Source organism: Pseudomonas botevensis, assembly GCF_019145475.1.
GTDB classification, from domain to species: Bacteria; Pseudomonadota; Gammaproteobacteria; order Pseudomonadales; family Pseudomonadaceae; genus Aquipseudomonas; species Aquipseudomonas botevensis.
Window position 1 is genome coordinate 71,543 of record NZ_JAHTKI010000013.1, and the last position, 23,526, is coordinate 95,068.

The 23,526-nt window shown below is 63.0% G+C and carries 17 protein-coding genes and 2 pseudogenes; 17 read left to right on the plus strand and 2 right to left on the minus strand.

Annotated elements, in window-relative coordinates; all coding sequences use genetic code 11:
* The first annotated feature begins 36 nt into the window (after positions 1 to 36).
* A complete protein-coding gene (locus KVQ74_RS17750; RefSeq protein ID WP_217832476.1) occupies positions 37 to 414 on the plus strand; it encodes a fe2+ zn2+ uptake regulation protein in 378 nt (125 codons plus the stop codon).
* A 17-nt stretch (positions 415 to 431) separates the two neighbouring features.
* On the opposite strand, the gene KVQ74_RS17755 is transcribed toward KVQ74_RS17750, so the two are convergent.
* Positions 432 to 620 carry a hypothetical protein gene (locus KVQ74_RS17755; protein ID WP_217832477.1) on the minus strand — a complete coding sequence of 63 codons (189 nt, stop codon included), beginning with the start codon at positions 618 to 620 and terminating at the stop codon, positions 432 to 434.
* Positions 621 to 777: 157 nt separating this feature from the next.
* Between KVQ74_RS17755 and KVQ74_RS17760 the strand changes: the two genes are divergently transcribed.
* The 6 genes from KVQ74_RS17760 to KVQ74_RS17785 all read left to right on the plus strand — a co-directional run bounded on the left by KVQ74_RS17760 (position 778) and on the right by KVQ74_RS17785 (position 8,238).
* Complete coding sequence (locus KVQ74_RS17760) at positions 778 to 915, plus strand: hypothetical protein (RefSeq protein ID WP_217832478.1); 138 nt, start codon at positions 778 to 780, stop codon at positions 913 to 915.
* 272 nt (positions 916 to 1,187) lie between these two features.
* Positions 1,188 to 2,456 carry an MFS transporter gene (locus tag KVQ74_RS17765; protein ID WP_217832479.1) on the plus strand — a complete coding sequence of 423 codons (1,269 nt, stop codon included), beginning with the start codon at positions 1,188 to 1,190 and terminating at the stop codon, positions 2,454 to 2,456.
* Positions 2,453 to 3,583, plus strand: coding sequence for a LuxE/PaaK family acyltransferase (locus tag KVQ74_RS17770; protein WP_217832480.1), 1,131 nt, complete (start codon positions 2,453 to 2,455; stop codon positions 3,581 to 3,583). Before KVQ74_RS17765 ends, KVQ74_RS17770 begins: the two co-directional genes overlap by 4 nt.
* Before the next feature lies 1 nt (position 3,584).
* Positions 3,585 to 5,981 (plus strand): aldehyde dehydrogenase family protein, encoded by a 2,397-nt coding sequence (locus KVQ74_RS17775; RefSeq protein ID WP_217832481.1) that lies wholly within the window; start codon positions 3,585 to 3,587, stop codon positions 5,979 to 5,981.
* A gap of 38 nt (positions 5,982 to 6,019) precedes the next feature.
* Positions 6,020 to 7,321, plus strand: a complete 1,302-nt coding sequence (locus KVQ74_RS17780) for a phenylacetate--CoA ligase family protein (protein WP_217832482.1) — start codon at positions 6,020 to 6,022, stop codon at positions 7,319 to 7,321.
* On the plus strand, positions 7,309 to 8,238 hold the full coding sequence (locus KVQ74_RS17785; RefSeq protein ID WP_217832483.1) for a GNAT family N-acetyltransferase: 930 nt from the start codon (positions 7,309 to 7,311) through the stop codon (positions 8,236 to 8,238). The genes KVQ74_RS17780 and KVQ74_RS17785 overlap by 13 nt, the downstream gene beginning before the upstream one ends.
* A 40-nt stretch (positions 8,239 to 8,278) precedes the next feature.
* Here KVQ74_RS17785 and KVQ74_RS17790 read toward each other — a convergent pair whose 3' ends face one another.
* Positions 8,279 to 8,812: a hypothetical protein gene (locus KVQ74_RS17790; protein WP_217832484.1), complete on the minus strand. Its 534-nt coding sequence runs from the start codon at positions 8,810 to 8,812 to the stop codon at positions 8,279 to 8,281.
* 383 nt (positions 8,813 to 9,195) lie between these two features.
* Here KVQ74_RS17790 and KVQ74_RS29600 point away from each other — a divergent pair.
* The 10 genes and pseudogenes from KVQ74_RS29600 to KVQ74_RS17835 form a co-directional block, all read left to right on the plus strand.
* Positions 9,196 to 10,326 (plus strand): annotated as a pseudogene (locus KVQ74_RS29600) (HAMP domain-containing protein); the annotation flags it as partial.
* A 333-nt stretch (positions 10,327 to 10,659) separates the two neighbouring features.
* Positions 10,660 to 11,187: pseudogene (locus KVQ74_RS29605) on the plus strand (methyl-accepting chemotaxis protein); the annotation flags it as partial.
* A 173-nt stretch (positions 11,188 to 11,360) separates the two neighbouring features.
* A complete protein-coding gene (locus KVQ74_RS17800; RefSeq protein ID WP_217832486.1) occupies positions 11,361 to 11,807 on the plus strand; it encodes a DUF411 domain-containing protein in 447 nt (148 codons plus the stop codon).
* A complete protein-coding gene (locus tag KVQ74_RS17805) occupies positions 11,807 to 12,241 on the plus strand; it encodes a YqaA family protein (RefSeq protein WP_217832533.1) in 435 nt (144 codons plus the stop codon). Before KVQ74_RS17800 ends, KVQ74_RS17805 begins: the two co-directional genes overlap by 1 nt.
* An 86-nt stretch (positions 12,242 to 12,327) precedes the next feature.
* Positions 12,328 to 13,347, plus strand: a complete 1,020-nt coding sequence (locus KVQ74_RS17810) for an alpha/beta fold hydrolase (protein ID WP_217832487.1) — start codon at positions 12,328 to 12,330, stop codon at positions 13,345 to 13,347.
* A gap of 13 nt (positions 13,348 to 13,360) precedes the next feature.
* Positions 13,361 to 14,314 (plus strand): D-2-hydroxyacid dehydrogenase family protein, encoded by a 954-nt coding sequence (locus KVQ74_RS17815; RefSeq protein ID WP_217832488.1) that lies wholly within the window; start codon positions 13,361 to 13,363, stop codon positions 14,312 to 14,314.
* A gap of 941 nt (positions 14,315 to 15,255) precedes the next feature.
* On the plus strand, positions 15,256 to 16,839 hold the full coding sequence (glgA, locus tag KVQ74_RS17820; protein WP_217832489.1) for a glycogen synthase GlgA: 1,584 nt from the start codon (positions 15,256 to 15,258) through the stop codon (positions 16,837 to 16,839).
* Positions 16,840 to 16,857: 18 nt separating this feature from the next.
* Positions 16,858 to 18,660 (plus strand): malto-oligosyltrehalose trehalohydrolase, encoded by a 1,803-nt coding sequence (treZ, locus tag KVQ74_RS17825; protein ID WP_217832490.1) that lies wholly within the window; start codon positions 16,858 to 16,860, stop codon positions 18,658 to 18,660.
* A complete protein-coding gene (gene malQ / locus KVQ74_RS17830; RefSeq protein WP_217832491.1) occupies positions 18,657 to 20,735 on the plus strand; it encodes a 4-alpha-glucanotransferase in 2,079 nt (692 codons plus the stop codon). Before treZ ends, malQ begins: the two co-directional genes overlap by 4 nt.
* Positions 20,732 to 23,524, plus strand: a complete 2,793-nt coding sequence (locus tag KVQ74_RS17835; protein ID WP_217832492.1) for a malto-oligosyltrehalose synthase — start codon at positions 20,732 to 20,734, stop codon at positions 23,522 to 23,524. The genes malQ and KVQ74_RS17835 overlap by 4 nt, the downstream gene beginning before the upstream one ends.
* Positions 23,525 to 23,526: the final 2 nt, after the last annotated feature.

Sequence of the window (23,526 nt, forward strand, 5' to 3'; positions counted from 1 at the left end):
AATTTTCCCCGAGCAGGCTCTGAAAGGAGACCCCACATGTACAACTCGCAACTACCAACGGACGGTAGCCAGACGCCAAATGGAGCACCTATGGGTTCGCGCGTGAGCGATTTCGGACAACGTGTCGAGCGTCACGGCAACGAACGCATTCGACTGCTGCTCAAGAGTTTCGGCCTGCGGACCAGCCTGATCCGCCTGAAAGTCATCGACGCCCTGCTGGTCGCCGCTGAAAACGACCGCCGCCTCGGTGTGCGCGGCGTCCACAGCCAGTTGCTCGACCTGGATATCCCGCTGTCATTTCTCAGTGTGCGCGAGGTACTGAAACGTCTGTGCGCCGAAGGTGTGATCACCTTCAACGCCGACAAGAGCTACAGCCTGCATCCACAGGCTGCGGCGGTCCTCAACAGCGACTGAAGCCCCGATGATCGCCGTCAGGGCTTGACCTTGCGGCGCATCACTCCGTTGATCACCACCACGACCACCGCCACACCGATGGCGATGTACTGGAACATCTTCTCGCTGAGCATGCCCTGGTTTTGCAGCCAGGACAGACCGAGCATGATTGCCAGCACCACGAGGGCGATCAGAATCGAGTATTTCAAGCGTTGCGACTGAGTCATTGCAGGTTCCTGGAACGTTGGAAATGTATCCGGTTTGTATCGACTTTCATGCCATGCGCATACCTTTTCTCGGGGATGCGGTGCGGCAAACGGAGTCTCATGTTACAGCCGCTGGAGAGCTTTGGCTCCATGCGGCGTTAACCTTGAGGATTTTGAAATGTTACGTCGAATCACCTGGCTGATTCCTGTTCTGGCGCTGCTGACCCTGAGCGGCTGCATTATCTTCCCCCACGGCGGCTGGCATGGCGATCACCATCGCTACTATCAGGAAGGCCCCGGTTACTATCATCGATAGCATGACTTTTTACGTCACCCGTTCACCCATGGAATAAACAGTCGCCACAACGGATTCGATCCCACTGAAACAATGCCCGCCTCTCGCGGGCATTTTTGTTGGCTCACGCGAAACTCGCGAAGCTCATGCAAAGTTCACTTATCGGCGATATCACCAGACTTTAAATATGCTGTAAGTCTTTGACACTTAATGTCGCGGCAAACCGTTTGGTGCGGTCTGGCGAGTTTAATTAGTCTCTGTGCATCTTTTATCCATACGAAACAAGGATGTGTATGCACAGAACATTGATAGCGATACAACCCGTTCAGGTTATCGGTTTCTGCCTGGCAATTGCCGGTTTCGAACTTCTGACTTACATGGCCAGCGATATGGTGATGCCGGCCATGCTCGCGGTGACCGGCGAATTCAACGCCGATCCGCGTCACGTGCCCAACGCCTTGAGTCTGTATCTGGTCGGCGGCGTCTGCCTGCAATGGCTGATCGGCCCGCTGGCGGATCGGTTCGGCCGGCGACCGTTGCTGTTGAGCGGTTGTGCGCTGTTTGGCATCGCCTGCGCCGCAGCCTCCGCCAGCACCAGTATCGAAGCGTTCAACCTGCTGCGACTGATACAGGGCATGGGCCTGGGCTACGTGGTGGCGGTGAGTTATCCGGCCGTGCAGGAAGTGTTCTGCGAGGCCGATGCGGTGCGGCTGATGGCACTGCTCGGTAACGTGGCCCTGCTGTCGCCCCTGCTCGGCCCGTTACTGGGCAGCCTGCTGCTGGAGTGGCTGAGCTGGCGGCAACTGTTCGTGGCCCTGGCCGTGAGCGCGGCGCTCGTCTGGCTGGCGCTGTACGCGTGCATGCCGGAAACCGTCGGTGTCCTGCGCCGCGACGGTCAGGTGCAGGCGCCGATTGCGTTCTCCTGGCGGCATATCCTGCGCCGTTATCGGGCGCTTCTGGGCAATCGCAGGTTCCTCGGCGCCAGCCTCGCTCTGGGGTTGATGAGCCTGCCGCTGATTGCCTGGATCGGTGTCGCCCCGCTGCTGCTGATTCAACTGCTGGGCCTGTCCACGCTGGAATACGGCTTGTGGCAGATCCCGGTGTTCTCGGCGGTGATCGGCGGCAACCTGATCCTCGACCGGCTCTTGCTGAGCCACGATCTGCCGCGCCTGATCCATCTGGCGCTCTGGCCTTACTGCCTGGGCCTTCTGACCCTGATGGGCGCCGCCGTGCTGGGCGCCTCCCTCGGCGTGCTGATCGGCGCTCTGTCGCTGTACGCGCTGGGACTGGGCATCAGCAACGCCGCGCTGTATCGCCTGGCGCTGTTTTCCAGCGATGACAGCAAGGGCCTGGTGTCGGCGGCCATCGGCATGATTTCAATCACGGTGATGGGCGCCGGTGGTTCTTTAATCGCCGCCATTGGCGGTGGCTCGCAGCTTGAATCCTTCGCCCTGTGGGCGGCCCTCGCCGGCCTGCTGGCCCTGCCCTCGCTCTACCGTTTCCTGCGCGGCGCCACAACAGCGCTCCTCCCTCCACCCACACCGAAAAGGAATTTCGGATGACCCCTTTACCCCACAGCGACGCGCTCTGCGCCTTGCCGCACCCTTATTGCCCGGAGGCCGTTCCGCCAGGTCTGTTCGACCGGGCCATGGCCGAAATCAGCCGCTTTCACTGCGACCAGACGCCTGGCTACGCTGACTGGCTGCGCGCCAACGGCCTCGATCCCAACGATCTGCAGCATCTCGACGACTGGTCGCAACTGCCGCCCATATTCGCCAATTTCTTCAAACAACACCTGTTGCTCAGTTCCAGCGGCGAAGGCGCCATGGAGCTGACCTCCTCCGGCACCAGCGGCCAGAAAAGCCGCATGCGCTACGACGAGCGCAGCCTCGGCGCCGCGCAATTCATGGTCGGGCAAATCTTCAATCATTACCGCTGGAACACGCCGGACACGCCGTGCAATTACCTGCTGCTGAGCTACGAGCCTCAGGGCCGGATCAGCCTCGGCACGTCCTACACCGATCAGTTCCTGTGCCGGTTCGCCCCGGCCAATCGCGTGGTCTACGCGCTGCGCAATACCGGCGACGGCCATCAGTTCGACCCGTTCGGCGTGGTCGAGGCCTTGCAGGCGTTTGCCGAGGAAGGCCTGCCCGTGCGGATCTTCGGTTTCCCGGCGTTCCTTTGGCAGGTGCTGCAACACATGCAGGCCACCGGCGTCGCCGATCTGCGCCTGCCCGAGCAATCCCTGGCATTTTTCGGCGGCGGCTGGAAAACCCGGACCGCCGATGAAATTCCCAAACAACACCTGTATGCACAGATCCACCGGCAACTGGGCGTCGAGCTTTCCAGATGCCGGGATGGTTACGGTGCCGTCGAACATGCGGTGCCCTACGTCGAATGCGCCCGGCACCATTTTCATGTGCCGGTGTACGCCAGGGTCTTCGTGCGCCATCCGGCGGATTTCACTGTCCAGCCTTACGGGGAGCCCGGTTTGCTGGGTTTCGTCTCGCCGTACATTTCATCCAGTCCGGCCCACGCGGTGGTCATGAGCGACCTCGCCACCCTGCACCCCGGCGCGAGTTGCGGCTGCGGCCTGGCGAGCGACTGGTTCGAACTGCACGGCCGCGCCGGCACCGGCGCGGGCAGAAGCTGCGCCATGGCTGCCGCCGAATTGCTGGGGAGGCACTGACATGTACCTCATCAATGGCCAACTGCACGCCGATTACCACCTCGACGACGCCCTGCAACAGCTGCACCGGCAATTGCCGGAACAACTGAACACGGCGCTCGACAGCGCCACGGTCATCGACGCCGTGAGCGCCTTCGCCAGACGATTACGCAGCGGCGAACCGGCGCTGAATGACGAGCAACGGCAAGCGCTGATCGACTTCTGCGAACCCGAAGCCCTGCGCCGCAAACTTGAACGCGAACTCGGCCAGCAAGCCGATTCGCTGCGACGTATCGACTACCGGCAAGCACGCTTCGAACGCTGGAGCCCGTTGGGCCTGGTGGTGCATATCACCCCCGGCAACGCGCCGCTGCTGGCCTTCTGCGCGGTGATCGAAAGTCTGCTGGCCGGCAACATCAACTGGTTGCGTCCCAGTGCCAGCGACCAGGGTCTGACCGCACGGCTGCTGCAAGCGCTGGTGCAATGCGATCCCGGCGGCCGGCTGCGCGGGCATGTCGCGGTGCTCCCCACCACCACTGCGCAGATCGGCCAGCTCTGCCAATGGGCCAACGGGGTCAGCGCCTGGGGCGGCGAATCGGCGCTACGAGCGATCCGCCAGCAGCTCCCGGCCGGTTGCCGCTGGATCGACTGGGGGCATCGCATCAGCTTCATTTACCTGACGCCGGACAGCGCCACGCCAGCGTCGCTGGATGCCGTGGTCGATGAAGTCTGCCGGCTGGATCAGCAAGCCTGTTCGAGCCCGCAATGGTTGTTGGTGGACAGTGACGACCCCGGCGTCCTGCGTGAGATCGGCGCCAATCTCGCCGAGGCATTTACCCGTCGCGCCGGACAATGGCCGGCACTGACGCCGTCGATCCAGGAAGCCTGCGAAATCACCACCCACACCCGGATGGCACAGCTGGCGCAGAGCTTTTGCGCGCAGACCGGGCAGGTCTGGAGCGCGCCGGGCTGGCGGGTGATCTGGAGCCATGATCCACAACTCGGCCCCTCGCCGCTGTTCCGCAGCCTGCTGCTCAAGCCAATGCCCCGCACCTCGCTTAGCACCGCGTTGCTGCCATGGCGCAACGTCCTGCAAAGCTGCGCGCTGATTTGCGCCGAGCGCGAGATCGCCGGGCTTTCGCGCACGCTGGTCGCCGCCGGGGTCACCCGTATTGCGCCGATCGAGACGATCCACGATGGCTACGACGGCGAACCCCATGACGGCGTGTATGCCTTGCAACGTCTGAGCCGGCGGGTTTCGATCAGCCTGCCCGCCACCGTGCTGGCGACCCACGCCACGCTCGATGCGCAACCGGCGAACCCGGTTCCGCGCGATCTGCCGATCATGAGCAAGGACACTTTCACCACCCGGCCGATCCATCCGGCGGCACAGTTGTACTTCCGCTCCGGCGGTAGCAGCGGCACGCCGGCGCTGTCGGGCTTCAGCTACCACGACTTCCGCAGCCAGATGCGCGCGACGGCCGATGCCTTGTTCGCCGCCGGCCTGGAGCCGCAACGGGATCGGGTGATGAACCTGTTCTTCAGCGGCGGGTTGTATGGCGGCTTTTTCAGTTTCTCCAAAGTGCTGGAATTGCTGGATGTCACCCACCTGCCGATGGGCGCCCCCGCCAACGACGATTACACCGAAATTGCCCAACTGATCGTCGAGCAACGGGTGTCTGTGCTGATCGGCATGCCGAGCACCCTGCACCGCCTGTTTCTCGATCAGCAGCAGACCCTGCGCGACTATGGCGGCATCGAAAAAGTCTTCCTCGGCGGCGAGCATCTGAATGAACAGAGCCGTGAGCTGATGCAGAGTTGTGGCGTGAGCAGTATCCGTTCGGCTATTTACGGCAGCGTCGATGCCGGACCCCTGGGTCACGCCTGCAAGGCCACCAGGGATGGCGTGTTTCATTTGATCAGCGATATCCAGCAACTCGAGATTGTCGCCTTCGATCGTGACGAGCCGGTTCAGGGCGATGAAGTCGGGCGCCTGTTGTTCACCTCCACCGCGCGCCAGGGTCAGGACGTGTTGCGCTATGACATTGGCGACAGCGGCCGCTGGCTGGCTGGCCCGTGCCCCTGCGGCCTTGAATCGCCACGCTTCGAGTTGTTGCAGCGCCACGGTCGACTGGTGCGCATCGGCACCGATTTCATCTGCCTGTCGGAACTGGCGCAGCACCTGCAAACGCCGTTTCAAGTGATCCTCGAACACGCCCCGGACGGCCTCGAGCGCCTGCGTTTTCGCAGCGCCTGCGAACCCCGGGAGATCCGGCAACGCCTGCTGAACTACCCGACGCTGACCACGCTGGTACAGACCGGTCTGTTGCGCGTGGAAGTTGAAGTTTGCGCGCCGCAGCAATTCACTCGAAACAAGCACAGCGGCAAAACGCCGTTGCTGATTGATTCGCGCCGTTAATTATCAAGCCCCCATTAAATACCGATAAAGAGAACACCATGATTGCAACTTCACAGTTCGGCGAGTTGGTTACTTATGCTCGCCAGCACTCTCCGTATTACCGCAAGCATTTCGCACAAGTTGCCGAGTCCGTCAGCTCCCTCGATGAACTTCCGATCATCGATGGCGCGACTTATTGGCAAGACAGCCAGCACTTGAGCCAGTGGCCGGTGTTGACCCGTTCCATTGAAAACGCACTGGTCTTCAAGACCGGTGGCACCACCAGCGGCGGCAAACTGTCGGTCTTCGAACGCCACGAATGGCAGGCGCTGGTAAAGGATTTCGGCAACAGCCTGACGGCGCATCTCGAGCCGGGGGATCGGGTTGCCAATCTGTTTTTTGCCGGGGATCTGTATGCCAGTTTCATTTTCGTCCACGACGCCCTGGCGCACGTTGCAAGCGGCGTGGTCGAATTCCCGTTCACCGGCCAGGTCGACTCGATGAACCTTGCTGACTCGGTGCAACGGCATCGGATCAACGTCCTGGCCGGCGTGCCGGCGCAATTGCTGACGTTCGCAGCCTGGCTCGAACGCGAAGGCCGCACGCTGGAGGGGGTCGACACCCTGCTCTACGGCGGCGAAAGCCTGTTCGCCGCACAACAGCGCCTGCTGCGTCGGGTGTTTCCCAACGTGCGACTGGCCTCCATGGGCTATGCCAGCGTCGACGCCGGCTTCATCGGCGTCAGTGACCGGGGCTGCGCGCTGGGCGAACATCGGGTGCTGGAGCGCCATAGCGTGGTGGAAATCATCGACGAGCAGACCGGCGAAGTCATCCGGCAAAGCGATCGCCCCGGCTTGCTGGTGGTGACCAATCTGACCCGACGCCTGATGCCTCTGATCCGCTATCCGGTCGGCGACTGTGCCTGCTGGCGCGAACCGCCCGAGACGCCGAATCGCAAGTTCGCCCTGCTGGGCCGAAGCGCCGGCAGTCAGCGCGTCAGGGTCGGCATCCTGACCCTGCTGATTGCCGAGATTGGCGAAATCGTCCAACGGATCACCCACACCGAGGACTGGCAGTTGCTGATCGAACAGACCGGGGAAAAAGACTTGCTGAGCCTGAAATGGCAAGCCGACACCCAGACCTGCGACCTCGCCGCGAAGAACCGCCAATTGCGAACCGCGCTGGTCAATCACTACCCGCTGATCGAACAGCTCGAAAGCGATTGCTTGCTGGCGCTGCGGGTGACGCATTGCCTGGCTGAAGACCTGTCGCGCCACCCGCGCTCGGGCAAGCACCAGCGGGTGGTCGATCTGCGCGTCTACGACGACTCGCCATTAAAACCCGAGAGGTGGACGCCGTGATCCTGCGCAACTATCGCCCCGGCGATGCCACGGCGATCAGCCGGCTGTTCCGCAAGATTTACGGCGACCACTATGCGCACCATCAGGTGTACCTGCCGTGGATGATCAACCAGAACCATGCCGAACGCCGCTGGCACTCGCTGGTGGCAGTGGAAGGTAAAAAAGTCCTGGGCCACGCCAGCCTGTGCCGCGACGCGGGGTCGCATATAGCCGAACTGGCGCTGACGGTGGTCGATCCACAGACCCGTGGGCAACACATCGCGACCCGGCTGGGCGAGCAACTGCTGGTGCATGCGCAGGCCCTGGGTTGCCGGGGCGTGACGATCAAGCAAGTGACCCGGCATCCGTACACTCAACGCATGGCCGCCACGCTCGGTTTTCAAAGCACCGGACTGCTGCCGGATTACGTTCCGTCGCCCTATGGCGATCCTGTCCCGGAGACGCTTGTCATCGGCTACAAGGCCATCGACGGCTACCATCGGCCACTGCCGGCGCTGGCCTGGCCATCAGGTTGCAGCGAACTGCCGAGCCATTTGAGCCAGATATTTGGCATCACGGAAAAACCCTCGAAGTGGCCGCACCCGGCGGTGCGCTTCGAGCACTGCCGGGGCCGCTATGACGTGGTGATCGGGTCGCTTGACGGCAATCTGCTGACTCAGTTGCGGCAATTGCCGGGGCACTGGCGGATCTCGCTCCGGCTGCGGCTGACAAGCGGGTTCACAGCAGCACTGGCACGACTGTCGGCCATCGGCTTTCTGTTCACCGGACTGGCGCCCGATGAACGCGGCAGCGGCTGGGTGGCCCTGCTCCACCGGGGCCACCCGCGCCGACGCTTGCAATTGCAGTGCCCGCACATGCAGCGTCTGCATGACCAGCGACGGCAACCTGCCGAGTCGGCACTTCTCGACCTGCCATAAACCAACAAGCCCGCTCGGTTACCGAGCGGGCTTGCGTGGGTCATGCCTTGGCGTTGACGCCTTTATCGGTCGGCGGGGCGCGTTCCCCGCCCTGACCGTAGACCTTCAGGTTCTGCAGCACGTAAATGGCTTTCTTGTACTGCGGGATCAACGTGTTGGCGTACTTGTTGCCCTTGAGGCTGTTGTTGTTGATCGTGTCCAGTTGCGTGGCGAAATACTCCAGCGCGTTGAACTTGGCGTCCGGGTCTTTCTGGATGCCGAAGCGATCGAACTTGTCGCCCGCGTTGAGCAAGGTGATCGCGGTGATGTCGGAAATAAGGCCCCGACCGCGCAGGAATTCGCTGAGGTTGCCCAATTGCTTGGCCGACACGTTTTCCGGATCGAAACCCTTGATGTTCTTGTGCAGGCGCTGCTTGTCCATTTCCACCGTGTTCAGCGCGGTGGGATCGTTACCCACCAGGGCCAGCATCTGCTTGACCTTGACGCTCTGGGAGACCGGCTTGCCCGAGGTTCCGGGATCCCGAACCAACAGACCCGCCTTGCTTTGCCATGCACCGGTATAGCCGACAGTCATGAACAGGCTCCTTGCGCGAGAAACATGAAAATTCCTTGTTGAACGACGTGAAATTGCCGCGAGTATCGACGGGCAAACTAATGGCACCAACTGTTTTCTGCGCTTTTTAACAATTCTTGTACATTTCAGATACAAATCCAGCAAAGCCGCGTAAATGTTGAGCCAGAGCGATTGTGCCGATCAGCGAAATATCGACTTTTTACTCTAACGAACGAGCTGGTTAGTTCCCATGTATCCGTCTTGATACCCGCCGGTCATCGCCTTCGCGCTTTTTTAGTACGTAAGTACCTAAAGCTTCTCCGTGCCACGACGATAGCTAAGGGATACCCCTACTGCCTTGCTCCCTGCCCCTAACAAGAATCCCTGCTCAAGGACCGGTTTCCATGCCCGCATTCCGCACCATTCAGGCTCGCTACACGCTGTTTCTGGTTCTGTTCATTCTGTTGCTGTCGGTGCTGACCGTGGTCGGCATCAGCCAGCTGGTCGCGCCCAAACTGCGCCATACCGAAGAACAGGTGGTGCTCAACCGCATCGCCGAAGTCGCCGAGCAGATCCAGGGCGAACTGAACAAGGTTCAGTCCCAGCAGCGCAGCATCACCCAGACCATTCCGTTGCTCGACAGCGCAGCCATCGACACGGTGCTGCCGGGGCTGGTGGATCAGTACGGGGAGCTGAAAGTGTTTGGTGGCGGGATCTGGCCGCTGCCGGGACAGCGTGAAGCCGGACGCAACAAGTTCAGCACCTTCTGGCACCGCGATGCCTCGGGCAAACTGGCGGTGAACACCTTCTGGAACAGCGACGCAGCGCCCAACTATTACGACCAGAGCTGGTACAAGGGCGGCATGCAGACGCCGCGTGGCCAATGCGCCTGGGCCGCCGCCTACAAGGACGACGCCAGCGCCGAACCGCGCACCAACTGCGCCATGGCCATCCAGAAGAACGGCAGCGCCTGGGGCGTATCGACCATCGACGTCACCCTCGGTTTCTTCAATGACCTGGTGGCGCGCAAGGAAAAAGACCTGAACGCCGAAATGCTGATCGTCGAGGCCGACGGCAAGATCATCAGCAACAGCTCGCGCATCAGCGGCCCGATCGTGTTGAAAAACATCAGCGACCTGGCCGCCAGCTCGCCGTTCGCCAGCCAGGTCAAGGCCGGGCTGCAGAATCGCGATCAGGCGCAACGCGTCGAGTTCGACAACAACGGCGAAGCCAGCACCTTCTTCATGCGTCCGATCGAAGGCACGCCATGGTTCCTCGCCACTGCCCTGCCGACCAAGCTGATCACCGCCCAGCGCGATGACGTGCTCAGCACCCTGAGCCTGTTGCAGATTCCGCTGGTAATCCTGCTGGTGCTGTTGCAGGTCTACGCGATCCGTCAGTTGATCCAGCGCATGAAGGCCCTGAAAGCCAACATTGATTCGCTGTCCAGTGGCGACGCCGACCTGACCCGCCGCATCACCATTCGCGCCGAAGACGAACTCGGTGCCATCGGCCATTCGATCAATGCCTTCATCGCCTATTTGCAGAACATGATCGGCGAGGTGACCCACGCCACCGGCGCCATGGCATCCAGCCTCGACAACCTGCAACGCACCTCGGCGCACACCAGCCAGATTCTTGAGCGTCACGCTTCGGAAACCGACCAGACCGTCACCGCCATCAACGAAATGAGCTCGACCGCCGAAAGCGTCGCGCAAAACGCCGCCGAAACCGCTGCTTTCACCCAGCGTGCCAACCAGGACGCCGACCGTTCGCGAGTGGTGGTCGGCGAAGCCTCGAACAGCGTGGTGGCGTTGATCGACGAAGTGGCCAGCGCCACGCAGAAAGTCGAAGGCATGCAGCAGGATGCGCAGCGCATCACCGAAATCCTCGGGGTGATCGGCGCGATTGCCGGGCAGACCAACCTGCTGGCGCTGAACGCCGCCATCGAAGCCGCCCGGGCCGGCGAACAGGGTCGCGGTTTCGCGGTGGTGGCTGACGAAGTGCGCGCCCTCGCCGCCCGTACCCAGGCCAGCACCTCGGAAATCAACGAGATGTTGACCCGCCTGACCCAAGGCGTGACGTCGTCGGTCAGCGCCATGGAAAACACCCAGGCCAGTTGCCAGTCTGCCGCCGACGCCACCGCGCGGGTCAACTCCGGGCTGGATGAAATGGCCGGTTCCGTCAGCCACATCAACAGCCTGAGCACGCAGATTGCCACCGCCGCCGAGCAGCAGAGCGCGGTGACCGAGGAGATCAACCGCAGCATGGTGCAGATCCGCCACATGGTCGACGAACTGGTCCAGAGCGGTCACGCCAGCGAACAGAACACCCGTCAGTTGCTGGAGGCCAACAGCCGCGTGAGCGCGATCATGGGACGCTTCAAGGTGCAGTGATTGCGCGGCGAACCTGACAGATTTGTCATGCTCCACTCAGCGGGCTGTCAGCCGTGATCTACGATCATGCTGACAGCCCGCTTTGTATCACTTGGAAACACTCCGTTGATGCCAGGGCGGAAAAACCGGTCAGAATGCGTTCTTTTTGACCGCCACCCGAGCCGAGAATCCCCATGCGAAACCACCTGCGTCTGGCCGCCCTGAGCGTGCTGTTCGTCTCGTCCCTGGCGCAAGCCGCCGACCTCATTCCCATCGAAGTCCACCGCGACGCCAATTGCGGCTGCTGCAAGAAATGGATCAGCCACCTGGAGGCCAACGGCTTCAAGGTAGAGGATCACGTCGAAAGCGACATGAGCCGTTTCAAGCAACAGCATGGCGTGCCACCGCGCCTGGCCTCCTGCCATACCGCAATCATCAACGGCAAGTTCGTCGAGGGCCATGTGCCGGCGGAACAGGTGCTGGCCTTGAGCAAGCGCAACGACCTGCTCGGCGTGGCGGCGCCCGGCATGCCGATGGGCTCGCCGGGCATGGAAATGGACGGCATGAGCGACGCCTATCAAGTGATCGGCTTGAAGAAAGACGGCACTGATCTGGTGGTCGCGGACTACCCGGCCCATTGATTTCGGCGGCCTACCCGGGGCTGTTCGTTGCGGCGTTCGGCGCCGCGACCCTGCTGCCGTTGCAATCGGAGGCGCTGCTGGTCGGACTGCTGCTCAGCGACCGTTATTGGCTCTGGGGGCTGCTGGCGGTCGCAACGCTGGGCAATGTGCTCGGCTCGCTGGTCAACTGGTGGCTGGGCCGGGGGCTGGAACGTTTTCAGGAGCGACGCTGGTTTCCGGTCAGCCCGGCCCATATGGCCAGGGCACGCAGCCACTATCAGCGCTGGGGCCACTGGTCGCTGCTGCTCAGTTGGCTGCCGGTCATCGGCGATCCGCTGACCCTGATCGCCGGTGTCATGCGTGAACCGCTCGGCCGCTTCCTGTTGATCGTCACCCTGGCCAAGGGCGCGCGTTACGGGGTGCTGGCGATGATTACCCTGGGCTGGTCCGGTTGAACGTTCGGGCGTGGACATTGCCTGTGTTTAACGTCGCCCTAATCCGGCCGTTCCAGCATCGGCCGATTTCACACGGAGTTCGCCTTATGTCGCTTTCGCGCTGGCTGCCCGGTCTGGCCCTGACCGCCGCCCTGCCCCTGTTCGCCCACGCCGAAGGCCCGTCCTACGGGCCGGAGCTGCAAGGTTTCGAATACCCCTACACGCTCAAGCACTTCGCCTTTGAGTCCCAGGGCAAATCGCTGCAAATGGGTTACATGGACGTCGCTGCCCACGGCAAGGCCAATGGCCGCAGCGTGGTGCTGATGCACGGCAAGAACTTCTGCGCCGCGACCTGGGACAGTTCGATCAAGGCCCTGAGTGACGCCGGTTACCGGGTGATCGCCCCGGATCAGATCGGTTTCTGCACGTCCAGCAAACCGGACCATTACCAGTACAGCTTCCAGCAACTGGCGACCAACACCCAGCAATTGCTCAAGGCCCTGGGCATCCAGAAAGCCACCCTGCTCGGCCACTCCACCGGCGGCATGCTCGCCACCCGCTACGCCCTGCAATACCCCGATCAGGTCGAGCAACTGGCGCTGGTCAACCCGATCGGCCTGGAAGACTGGAAAGCCCTCGGCGTACCGTACCGCACAGTGGACCAGTGGTATCAGCGCGAACTCAAGGTCAGCGCCGAGGGCATCCGCGAATACGAACGCACCACCTATTACGGCGGTCGCTGGAAGCCGGAGTTCGATCGCTGGGTCGACATGCTCGCCGGCCTGAGCAAGGGACCGGGCAAGCCCCAGGTGGCCTGGAATTCGGCGCTGATCTACGACATGATTTTCACCCAGCCGGTGTACTACGAGTTCAAGGACCTGAAAATGCCGACCCTGCTGCTGATCGGCACAGCCGACACCACCGCCATCGGCAAGGACATCGCGCCGCCCCAGGTCAAGGCGAAGATCGGCCACTACGACGTCCTCGGCAAGCAGGTGGCAAAGCTGATTCCGCAGTCGACCCTGATTGAATTCCCCGGCATGGGCCACGCCCCGCAAATGGAAGAACCGGCGCAGTTCCATCAGGCACTGCTCGGCTGGCTGAACAAAACCAATCCCGTTCGTTGATGAGGTAAGGCTGATGGCGGTGCAGATTGCAGTGATCGATGACTGGCAGGACGTGGCGCGCGACGTGGTCGACTGGTCGGTCCTCGACAGGCTGGGCGAGGTGACCTTCGTCCACGAATACCCGGCGGACAACGCCACCCTGGCCGAGCGCCTGGGCCGGTTCGAAGTGATTTGCGTGATGCGCGAGCGCACGCGTTTCGACGCAGACCTGCTCAAGCGCTTGCCGAACCTGAAGCTGCTGGTGACCGGCGGCATGCGCAACGCGGCGCTGGACATGCAGGCAGCGGCAACGCTGGGGATTCAGGTCTGCGGCACCGACAGCTACAAACACGCAGCCCCCGAACTGACCTGGGCACTCATCATGGCCGCCACCCGCAACCTGGTGAACGAAGCCAACGCCCTGCGCGCCGGTAAGTGGCAACAAGGCCTCGGCGGCGACTTGCACGGCAAGACACTGGGTATTCTCGGGCTCGGCAGCATCGGCCAGCGGGTGGCCCAGTTCGGCCAGGTGTTCGGCATGCGCGTGATCGCCTGGAGCGAAAACCTCACCGCCGAGCGCGCGGCCCAAGCGGGCGTCACTTACGTCAGCAAACAGGAACTGTTCGAACAGGCCGATGTGCTGTCAGTGCATCTGGTCCTCAGCGAACGCAGTCGCGGACTGGTCGACGCCCAGGCACTGGCCTGGATGAAACCCACCGCGCTGCTGGTCAACACCGCACGCGGGCCGATCGTCGACGAATCCGCGCTGATCAAGGCCTTGCAAAAGAACCGGATCGCCGGCGCGGCGCTGGACGTATACGAACCTGAACCGCTTCCGGCACTGCATCCGTTTCGGACTCTGGACAACGTACTCGCCACGCCGCATGTCGGGTACGTCACCCGACAGAACTATGAGCAGTTCTTTTCGCAGATGATCGAGGACATTCAGGGCTGGTCGAAGGGTGAACCGGTTCGGGTGTTGAACTGATTGCTTCTGATGGGGGCAAGGGTGAATCCACTGACGCCTTCGCGGGCAAGCCCACCCCCACAAAAGCAAAAGACGCCCACCTCCGCCCTTCACCACTCAACACAATGAGCGTTAGCTCGAGTACCGCTTTTGATCTTGCCGTGCCGGCCCCTTCGGCAGGCTGAGTGGAGGGGTTCATCCGGGGGTGGGCGCGTAGCGCCGTTTGGCGAAGCCAAACACATCGAGAGGAGGTGCAGCGCAGCAAACCGTAGGCGATGCCCCCGGATGAATACCGGAACGAAGGAACCCCGAGCCCCAGCGAGGGGCCGAACGCCGGGGCCAAGCCTTTTGGGTTACCTTTTTGGCGTTTGAAAAAGGTGACTCGCCGTAAGGGCGAAACCGCCAGCCGCCACACCCGAAGAAACGGATATTCACCCCAAACCCCAAGAGCATGGCCGGCCCAAAGGCCGCCACCCCCATCCCAAACACCCAATCAACAAACCTGCCCGCACCGCAACAGTGCAACCGCCCATCCGACGCGCACAAAAACATGACTACCCAGTCACCGTTTTGTCTCATTACGCCTGCTAAAACTGCACTTCGTCGGCGCATTCCCTCGTACAACCCACGATTTGCGCGGCCTGCAAGCCCATTGTCGAACAATTCATCCGATTGCCATGGCCCGCTCTAGGATCTGGCCTAGACTGGTTTTCGCGGGACGAAACCGACCGGTCACAAAGCGGAAAAATTATCGAAACTTTTGCTGATTGCGACGGGTCATCTGAAATACAAGGCCAACGCGACTGGTTCATTCCTTGCAACGGCCACTCCACCCATTCTGCTTGCGCGTGTTGGGTAGCGTTTGCTCACCGATGCGTGGCGCGTTTGCGCCCGGTCAAAGGATTTGGCCATGGACATCGCTTGTTCAAGACAAGAATCAGATCAATAGACGGGAGAGACATATGATCAGTGCGGCATTGGATATTCAGGGAGAGCGTGCTCACCAGGTTGGCGAATCGAGCACCATGAACGTACCCGACAGCCGATCGATCAACGTTCCCGCCAGCAAAGTGCTGACGCCGGTTGCCAGTCGGAATCGCAACAAGAAGAAAGTTCTGTTCGTGACCTCGGAAATCAACGATCTGGTAAAAACCGGCGGCCTGGGTGACGTCTCCGCCGCCCTGCCCCGGGCGATGGCCCATCTGCATGACGTGCGCGTGTTGATCCCCGGTTACCGCCAGGTGATGAACAGCGAAAACCCGATCCATATCATCGGCGAACTGGGCGGTCACGCCGCGCTGCCACCGTGCAAGATCGGGCGCATGGACATGCCGGACGGCCTGGTGATCTACGTGCTGATCTGCCCCGAACTCTACGAGCGTGAAGGCTCGCCGTATGGCGCCAATAACGGCCGCGACTGGCCGGACAACCACATTCGCTTCGCCCGTCTGGGGCTGGCCGCCGCGGATATCGCCGCCAACCTCGCGCAAATCCACTGGTGCCCGGATCTGGTGCACGCCCATGACTGGCCCGCCGGGCTGGCGCCGGCCTACATGCACTGGCGCGGTCAGCGCACCCCGACCCTGTTCACCATTCATAACCTCGCCTATCAGGGCGTGACCAGCCTCGCTTCCTGCCCGGAGCTGGGCATCCCCGCCCATGCCCTGCAACAGGAAGGCATGGAGTTCTACGGCAAGATGTCGTTCCTCAAGGCTGGCATGGCTTATTCGAGCCACATCACCACGGTCAGCGCCACCTACGCCCAGGAAATCACCACTCCGGATTTCGGCTGCGGCCTGGACGGTTTCCTCGCCGCCAAGACCCATCAGGGTCTGCTCAGCGGGATTCCCAACGGCATTGACGAGAGCTGGGACGCCGCCACCGATCCGCACCTGTTCGCCCCGTTTGCCATTGGCGACTGGGACGGCAAGGCAATCAACGCCGCCCATGTTCGCCAGTTGTTCGGCCTGCACGACTCCACCGGCCCGTTGTTCGCCGTGGTGTCGCGACTGGTCTACCAGAAAGGCCTCGACCTGACCCAGGCGGTGTCCGAGTACATCGTGCAGAACGGTGGCCAGATTGCGATCATCGGTCGCGGCGAACCGGAAGAAGAACAGGCCATGCGCGAGCTGGCACTGCGCTTCCCCGGCCAGATCGGCGTGCGCATCGGCTTCAACGAAACCGACGCCCGGCGGATGTTCGCCGGCAGCGATTTCCTGCTGATGCCGTCGCGCTATGAACCCTGCGGCCTGAGCCAGATGTACGCCCAGCGTTTCGGCTCGTTGCCGGTGGCGCGCAACACCGGCGGGCTGGCCGACACCATCGAAAATGGCGTCACCGGGTTTCTGTTCGACGAGTCCACCGTCGAAAGCTACCGCGAAGCCCTGAGCCGCGCCTTCAAGGTCTTTGCCTTCCCCGAGCTGCTCAACGCCATGCGTTGCCGCGCCATGGCCGCGCCGTTCAACTGGTGCAAGGCAGTCGAACCCTACGCCGAACTCTACGAACAACTGGTCGCCAAGGCGCTGGGTAAATCACAACACAAATAAACCAGGGAGGTTTCCACCATGCCGTTACGGACACCTGAAAACTGGCCCCACGGCGCGATCATGCTGGACGACGCCCACACGCAATTCGCGTTGTGGGCGCCGGATGCGTTTTACGTCAGTGTCGAACTGGAAAACGGCCAATCCCTGCCGATGCTGCCCCAGGCTGATGGCTGGTTCGTGATCAAGGCGCGCTGCCCCGCCGGCAGCCGCTACCGCTACAACATCGACGGCGAACTGGAAGTGCCGGACCCCGCCTCCCGCGCACAGGACGGTGACCTCGACCGCCACAGCGTGGTGGTCGACCCCCACGCCTACACCTGGCGCCACAGCGCCTGGCACGGTCGGCCATGGAGCGAGGCGGTCATCTACGAACTGCACGTCGGCGCGCTGGGTGGTTTTGCCGAGGTCGAACAGCATCTGGCGCGGCTTGCCGGACTGGGCATCACCGCCATCGAACTGATGCCCCTCGCGCAATTCCCCGGCACACGCAACTGGGGCTACGACGGCGTCCTGCACTACGCGCCGCAGGCCTCCTACGGCAGCCCCGAACAGCTCAAGCATTTGATCGATACCGCCCACGGCCATGGCCTGGCGGTGATTCTCGACGTCGTTTACAACCACTTCGGCCCCGACGGCAATTACCTGCATCGCTACGCCAAGGGCTTTTTCCGCGAGGACAAACACACGCCGTGGGGCGCGGCCATCGACTTCCGCCGCCGCGAAGTGCGCGACTTCTTCATCGAAAACGCCCTGATGTGGCTGCTCGAATACCGTTTCGACGGCCTGCGCCTGGACGCCGTGCATGCCATCGACAGCGCGGACTTCCTGCCGGAGCTGGCGCAGCGTATCCGCCAGCAGATCGACCCGATGCGCCATGTCTGGCTGACCGTCGAGAACGAACACAACCAGGCCAGCCTGCTGGAAGAACACTACGACGCGCAGTGGAATGACGACGGCCATAATGCCCTGCATGTGCTGCTGACCGGTGAAACCGACGCCTATTACGCCGACTATGCCGAGCATCCGACCGAACAACTGGCCCGCTGCCTGAGCCAGGGTTTCGTGTTTCAGGGTCAGATCAACCGCCACGGCGAATCCCGCGGCGAGCCCAGCGAACACCTGCCCTCGACCGCATTTGTGCTGTTCCTGCAGAACCACGACCAGATCGGCAACCGGGCTTTCGGCGAGCGCCTGCATCAGCTGGCCGATCCTCGGGCACTCGACGCGGCCACGGTGTTGCTGTTGCTGTCGCCGATGATTCCGCTGCTGTTCATGGGCGACGAATATGCCGCCGAGCAACCGTTCCTGTTTTTTACCAGTCATCACGGTGAACTGGCGCAGTTGGTGCGCGAAGGCCGGCGCAACGAATTCGCCGCGTTCAGCGCCTTCAAGGATCCACACCAGCGCGAACGGATTCCCGACCCGAACGCCGAGCAGACCTTTCACGCCGCGCAACCGTCGCTGATCGGCGAAGGCAGCGTGAAGCAGCGACAGACGCTGGCGCTGTATCGAAAACTGCTGCAACTGCGCCACCGCCACATCATTCCCAACCTCTCCGGCACCCAGGCGCTGGGCGCGCAAGTGCTGGGTCATGGCGCGATCAGCGCGCGCTGGCGACTGGGCGATGGCAGCGAGCTGCGCATCGACCTGAACCTGGGCAACACGCCAGTGGTCAACCCTCCACGGGCCGACGCGGACTGGCTGTTGCGCCAACCGCCCGATGTCGAGCCGACGGATCAGGGCCTGCTCCCGCCGTATTGCGCGCTTGTCAGTCTCACGGCCGCAACCCCTTTGCACCTTCTGGATGGAGAGCGCCTATGAGCGATGCGCAACTGGAAATACTGGCGAGCCGGGCCGGCCTCGCCGTCGACTGGATCGACGCCAACGGCCGCCCGCAGAAAGTCGCCCCGGCGGTGCTGCGCAATGTCCTCACCGCCCTCGGCCATCCGGCCGGTTCGGCGCAGGAAATCGACGCCAGCCTGCAACAATTGCAACAAGCCCAACTGGATCGCCACCTGCCGCCCCTGTTGACCTGCGACGTCAACGTCGGCCTGGATCTGGCGCGCTATTTCGAGCCTGGCACGCCGTGCGAGATTCATCTGGAAGACGGTTCGCGCCTGAGCCTGAAACTCGACGACGCGGCCGTGTTGCCGGGACTGATTCCGGTGGGTTACCAGCACGTTCACATTGCCGATCAACAATTCACCCTGGCCGTGGCGCCCGAGCGCTGCTACAGCGTCGGTGACGCGGTCGACAGCCCGATCCCCCGCGCCTGGGGCCTGAGCGTGCAGCTCTACGGCCTGCGCCGCGCCGGTGACGGCGGTTTTGGCGACACCCAGGCCCTAGAGGAAATGGCCCGGGTCGCCGGCGAGCGCGGCGCCGATGCTCTGGCGATCAGCCCGCTGCACGCGATGTTCAGCGCCGACACCGGGCGCTACAGCCCCTACTCGCCCTCCAGCCGTCTGTTTCTCAATTCGCTGTACGCCGCGCCGGGCGCAATTCTTGGTGAGCGCGCCTTGCGCGATGCCATCGAATCCGCCGGTCTGGCCGAGACGTTCGGGCAACTGGAGGACTTGAGCCTGATCGACTGGCCGCGCGCCGCCGATGCCAAGCAAAAACTCCTGCAAGCGCTGTACGAAGGCTTTGTCAGCGGCGACCACCCGCTGCACCCGGACTTCGCCAGCTTCCGCCATGCCGGCGGCGAAGCCCTGGAAAACCACTGCCGTTTCGAAGCGATTCAGGAAATGCGCGCGGTCCGTGGCGAAAACCTCGACTGGCGCGAATGGCCGGAACACTGGCACGACCCACGGGGCGCGGCACTCGGCGCCTTCGCCGAGGAATATGCCGAGCGCATCGGCTACTTCGCCTTTTGCCAATGGCTGATCCATCGCTGCCTGGAACGCGCGCAAACCGCCGCCCGCAGCGCCGGCATGGGCATCGGCCTGATCGCCGATCTGGCGGTCGGTGCCGACGGTGCCGGCAGTCAGGCCTGGAGCTTCCAGGATGAGTTGCTGGCCTCGCTGACCGTCGGCGCGCCGCCGGACATCCTCAACCGCTCCGGCCAGGGCTGGGGGATTTCTGCGTTTTCTCCGGAAGGTCTGGTGCGCAACGGCTTTCGCGCGTTCATCGACATGCTGCGCGCCAACTTCGCCCATGCCGGCGGCTTGCGCATCGACCATGTGATGGGCCTGCAACGGCTGTGGGTGATCCCCAACGGCGCAATTCCGGCCGATGGCGCTTACCTGTATTACCCGGTGGACGACCTGCTGCGGCTGCTGACCCTCGAGTCCCACCGGCATCAGGCAATCGTGCTCGGCGAAGACCTCGGCACCGTGCCCGACGGCCTGCGGGAAAAACTGGTCGCCCGCGCCATGCTCGGCATGCGCGTGCTGTTGTTCGAACAAGACAATACTTACTTCAAGCCGATTCTCGACTGGCCGGACAACGCCCTCGCCACCACCAGCACCCATGACCTGCCGACGCTCAATGGCTGGTGGCATGGCCGCGACATCGACTGGAATGCGCGACTGGGGCTGATCGACGCCAATGGCGAAATCGAATGGCGGCGTCATCGCGAGCGTGAGCGCGACGGCCTGCGCGGTGCGCTGAGCCAGGACCCGCAGAACTTTCGCGAGGAGTCCCACGAAGCCGACCAGGTGGTCGACGCCGCCGTGCGCTTCCTCGGCCATACCCGTGCGCCACTGGTACTGTTGCCGCTGGAGGATGCGCTGGGCCTCAACGAGCAGGCCAACCTCCCCGGCACCATCGACACCCACCCGAACTGGTCGCGACGTTTGCCCGGCACTGCCGAAACCCTGCTCGATGGCATCGACGCGGCGCGGCGTCTGGAATTGCTGGCCTGCGCGCGCCTTCAGGCTGCCGAGCGTGACCGATGAGTGAGCTGCTGATTACGCCGCTGCGCGCCACCCTGCGCCTGCAATTTCACAAGGGCTTCACCCTCGACCAAGCCGTGCCGCTGGTGCCGTACTTCGCCCGGCTCGGCATCAGCCATGTCTACGCTTCGCCATTGCTCGCCGCCCGCGCGGGCTCCATGCACGGCTACGATGTGGTCGACCCGACCCGGGTCAACCCGGAACTTGGCGGCGAACCGGCGTTGCGTCGATTAGTGGCGAGCCTGCGCGAACACGGCATGGGACTGATCGTCGACATCGTCTCCAATCACATGGCCGTCGGCGGCGGTGACAACCCGTGGTGGCTCGACTTGCTCGAATGGGGCCGGCTCAGTCCCTACGGCGAGTTTTTCGACATTCAATGGCACTCCCCCGACCCGCTGATGGAGGGCCAATTGCTCCTGCCGTTCCTCGGCAGCGACTACGGCGCCGCCTTGCAGGATGGCGCCCTGCCACTGTGCTTCAACGCCGAGGGCGGGACGTTCCACGTCGAGCATTACCAGCATCACTTCCCGATCTGCCCCAGCGATTACGGCGAACTGCTCAGGCCTGACGACACCCTTTCAGGCGAAACGGCGGATCAACTCAAGGCCCTGGCCGAGCGTTTCAGCACCCTGAGCTACCAGACCGACGCCCATTCCCTGGCGGGTCCGCTCAAGGAAGAACTGGCACAACGGGCAAGCGACCCGCCGATCCTGCATGCCATCCAGCGCAATCTGGCTCTCTACGATTCGAAGACCGAAGCCGGTTTCGCCCGTCTGCATCAACTGCTGGAACGCCAGAGTTACCGGGTGGCGAGCTGGCGCACCGCCGCCGACGACATCAACTGGCGGCGCTTCTTCGACGTCAATGAACTCGGTGGTTTGCGGGTCGAACGGCCCGCCGTGTTCGAAGCCACCCACGGCAAGATTTTCCAGTTGATCGGCGAAGGCCTGATCGACGGCCTGCGCATCGACCACATCGACGGCCTCGCCGACCCGCGCGGTTATTGCCGCAAGTTGCGTCGTCGTCTCGACGCGCTGGCGCCGGGGCGGCACTTGCCAATCTACGTTGAAAAAATCCTCGGCGAAGGCGAAACCCTGCACGCCGACTGGGCAGTGGATGGCAGCACCGGTTACGAATTCATGAATCAGTTGGCGTTGCTGCAACATGACCCGGCGGGCGAAGCGGTGCTGGGAGAGCTGTGGCAACGTCTCGCCGAGCGCCCCGCCGCGTTTGCCGAAGAAGCCCGGCTGGCACGCCAGCAGATTCTCAACGGCTCGCTCGCCAGCGATTGCGAAAGCGTCGCCCAGGCATTGTTACAAGTGGCGCGGGACGACCTGATGACCCGCGACCTGACCCTCGGCGCGATCCGTCGGGCGCTGCAGGCGCTGATCGTGCACTTCCCGGTGTATCGCACCTACATCAGCGCCATGGGCCGCTCGACCCAGGACGAGGTGTTTTTCCAACGGGCGATGGACGGTGCGCGGCAGAGTCTCGGCGAAGGCGACTGGCCGGTGCTCGACTGTGTGGCCGGCTGGCTCGGCGGCCATCCGTGGCGCCGCAAGCCGCGCGGGCGCTCGCGCAAGCTGCTCAAACATGCCTGCGTGCGCTTCCAGCAACTGACCTCGCCGGCCGCCGCCAAAGCCGTGGAAGACACCGCGCTGTACCGCTCGGCGGTGCTGCTGTCACGCAACGACGTCGGCTACAACACCGAACAGTTCAGCGCGCCGGTCAGTGATTTCCATGAGGTTTGCCAGCAACGCCTGACGAGCTTCCCCGACAACCTGCTGACCACCGCCACCCACGACCACAAACGCGGCGAAGACACCCGCGCGCGCCTCGCCGTGCTGAGCGAACGCAGCACCTGGTACGTCGAGCAGATCGGCTTGTGGCACGTCCTCGCCAGGCCCCTGCGTGAGGACGATCAGGCGCCGTCCTTCGGCGATGAGTTGATTCTGTTCCAGGCGCTGCTCGGCAGTTGGCCGCTGCACTTGCGCGATGACGATCAGGACGGCTTCGCCGAGTACGCCCGGCGAATCTGGCAATGGCAGCAAAAGGCGCTGCGCGAGGCCAAATTGCAAAGCAGCTGGAGCGCGCCGAACGAGGCTTATGAACAAGCGGTGCAGGCCTTCACCGAACGTCTGCTGCTCAGCCGCGAAGGAGCCCTGCTGCGCGGCAAACTGGCCGAGGCGGTCAACAGCATCGCAGCGGCCGGGGCACTCAACGGTCTGGCGCAAACCTTGCTGCGCATGACCGTACCGGGCATTCCCGATCTGTATCAGGGCAACGAGTTCTGGGATTTCAGTCTGGTCGATCCGGACAACCGCCGGCCGGTGGATTACCCCGCTCGGGAACAGGCCTTGCGCGCTGTCGCTCCGCTGCCGGAACTGCTGGCGAACTGGCGCGACGGGCGCATCAAACAGGCGTTGATCGCGCAGGTGCTGAACCTGCGCGCCGAACACACGGAGTTGTTTCGCCGAGGCTCGTACCAGGCCCTCGAGGTGCTGGGCAGCCAGGCGCACAACGTGCTCGCGTTTACCCGCGAGCACGGGGAGCAACGGGTCATCGTGATTGTGCCGATCCGTTGCGCGACGTTGCTGGAAAACGGTGCCGTACCTCAGGTGGATGCGCTGCGTTGGGGCGATACGCGGGTGGTTCTACCGTTCGCCGCTTGCGACGCAAATCTGAAGGGACTTTTTTCCAGCCGCGCAGTCACAAAAAACAGGGAGCTGGAAGTCAGCGCCGCGCTGGGGGATTTCCCGGTCAATCTGTTTATCTTGCAAGAGCATTGAGT

Excerpts from the sequence above, each read along its gene's own strand:
- KVQ74_RS17750 (WP_217832476.1), top strand. The coding sequence starts at position 37 with ATGTACAACTCGCAACTACCAACGGACGGTAGCCAGACGCCAAATGGA.
- KVQ74_RS17755 (WP_217832477.1), bottom strand. The coding sequence starts at position 620 with ATGACTCAGTCGCAACGCTTGAAATACTCGATTCTGATCGCCCTCGTG.
- KVQ74_RS17760 (WP_217832478.1), top strand. The coding sequence starts at position 778 with ATGTTACGTCGAATCACCTGGCTGATTCCTGTTCTGGCGCTGCTGACC.
- KVQ74_RS17765 (WP_217832479.1), top strand. The coding sequence starts at position 1,188 with ATGCACAGAACATTGATAGCGATACAACCCGTTCAGGTTATCGGTTTC.
- KVQ74_RS17770 (WP_217832480.1), top strand. The coding sequence starts at position 2,453 with ATGACCCCTTTACCCCACAGCGACGCGCTCTGCGCCTTGCCGCACCCT.
- KVQ74_RS17775 (WP_217832481.1), top strand. The coding sequence starts at position 3,585 with ATGTACCTCATCAATGGCCAACTGCACGCCGATTACCACCTCGACGAC.
- KVQ74_RS17780 (WP_217832482.1), top strand. The coding sequence starts at position 6,020 with ATGATTGCAACTTCACAGTTCGGCGAGTTGGTTACTTATGCTCGCCAG.
- KVQ74_RS17790 (WP_217832484.1), bottom strand. The coding sequence starts at position 8,812 with ATGACTGTCGGCTATACCGGTGCATGGCAAAGCAAGGCGGGTCTGTTG.
- KVQ74_RS17800 (WP_217832486.1), top strand. The coding sequence starts at position 11,361 with ATGCGAAACCACCTGCGTCTGGCCGCCCTGAGCGTGCTGTTCGTCTCG.
- KVQ74_RS17810 (WP_217832487.1), top strand. The coding sequence starts at position 12,328 with ATGTCGCTTTCGCGCTGGCTGCCCGGTCTGGCCCTGACCGCCGCCCTG.
- KVQ74_RS17815 (WP_217832488.1), top strand. The coding sequence starts at position 13,361 with ATGGCGGTGCAGATTGCAGTGATCGATGACTGGCAGGACGTGGCGCGC.
- glgA (WP_217832489.1), top strand. The coding sequence starts at position 15,256 with ATGATCAGTGCGGCATTGGATATTCAGGGAGAGCGTGCTCACCAGGTT.
- treZ (WP_217832490.1), top strand. The coding sequence starts at position 16,858 with ATGCCGTTACGGACACCTGAAAACTGGCCCCACGGCGCGATCATGCTG.
- malQ (WP_217832491.1), top strand. The coding sequence starts at position 18,657 with ATGAGCGATGCGCAACTGGAAATACTGGCGAGCCGGGCCGGCCTCGCC.
- KVQ74_RS17835 (WP_217832492.1), top strand. The coding sequence starts at position 20,732 with ATGAGTGAGCTGCTGATTACGCCGCTGCGCGCCACCCTGCGCCTGCAA.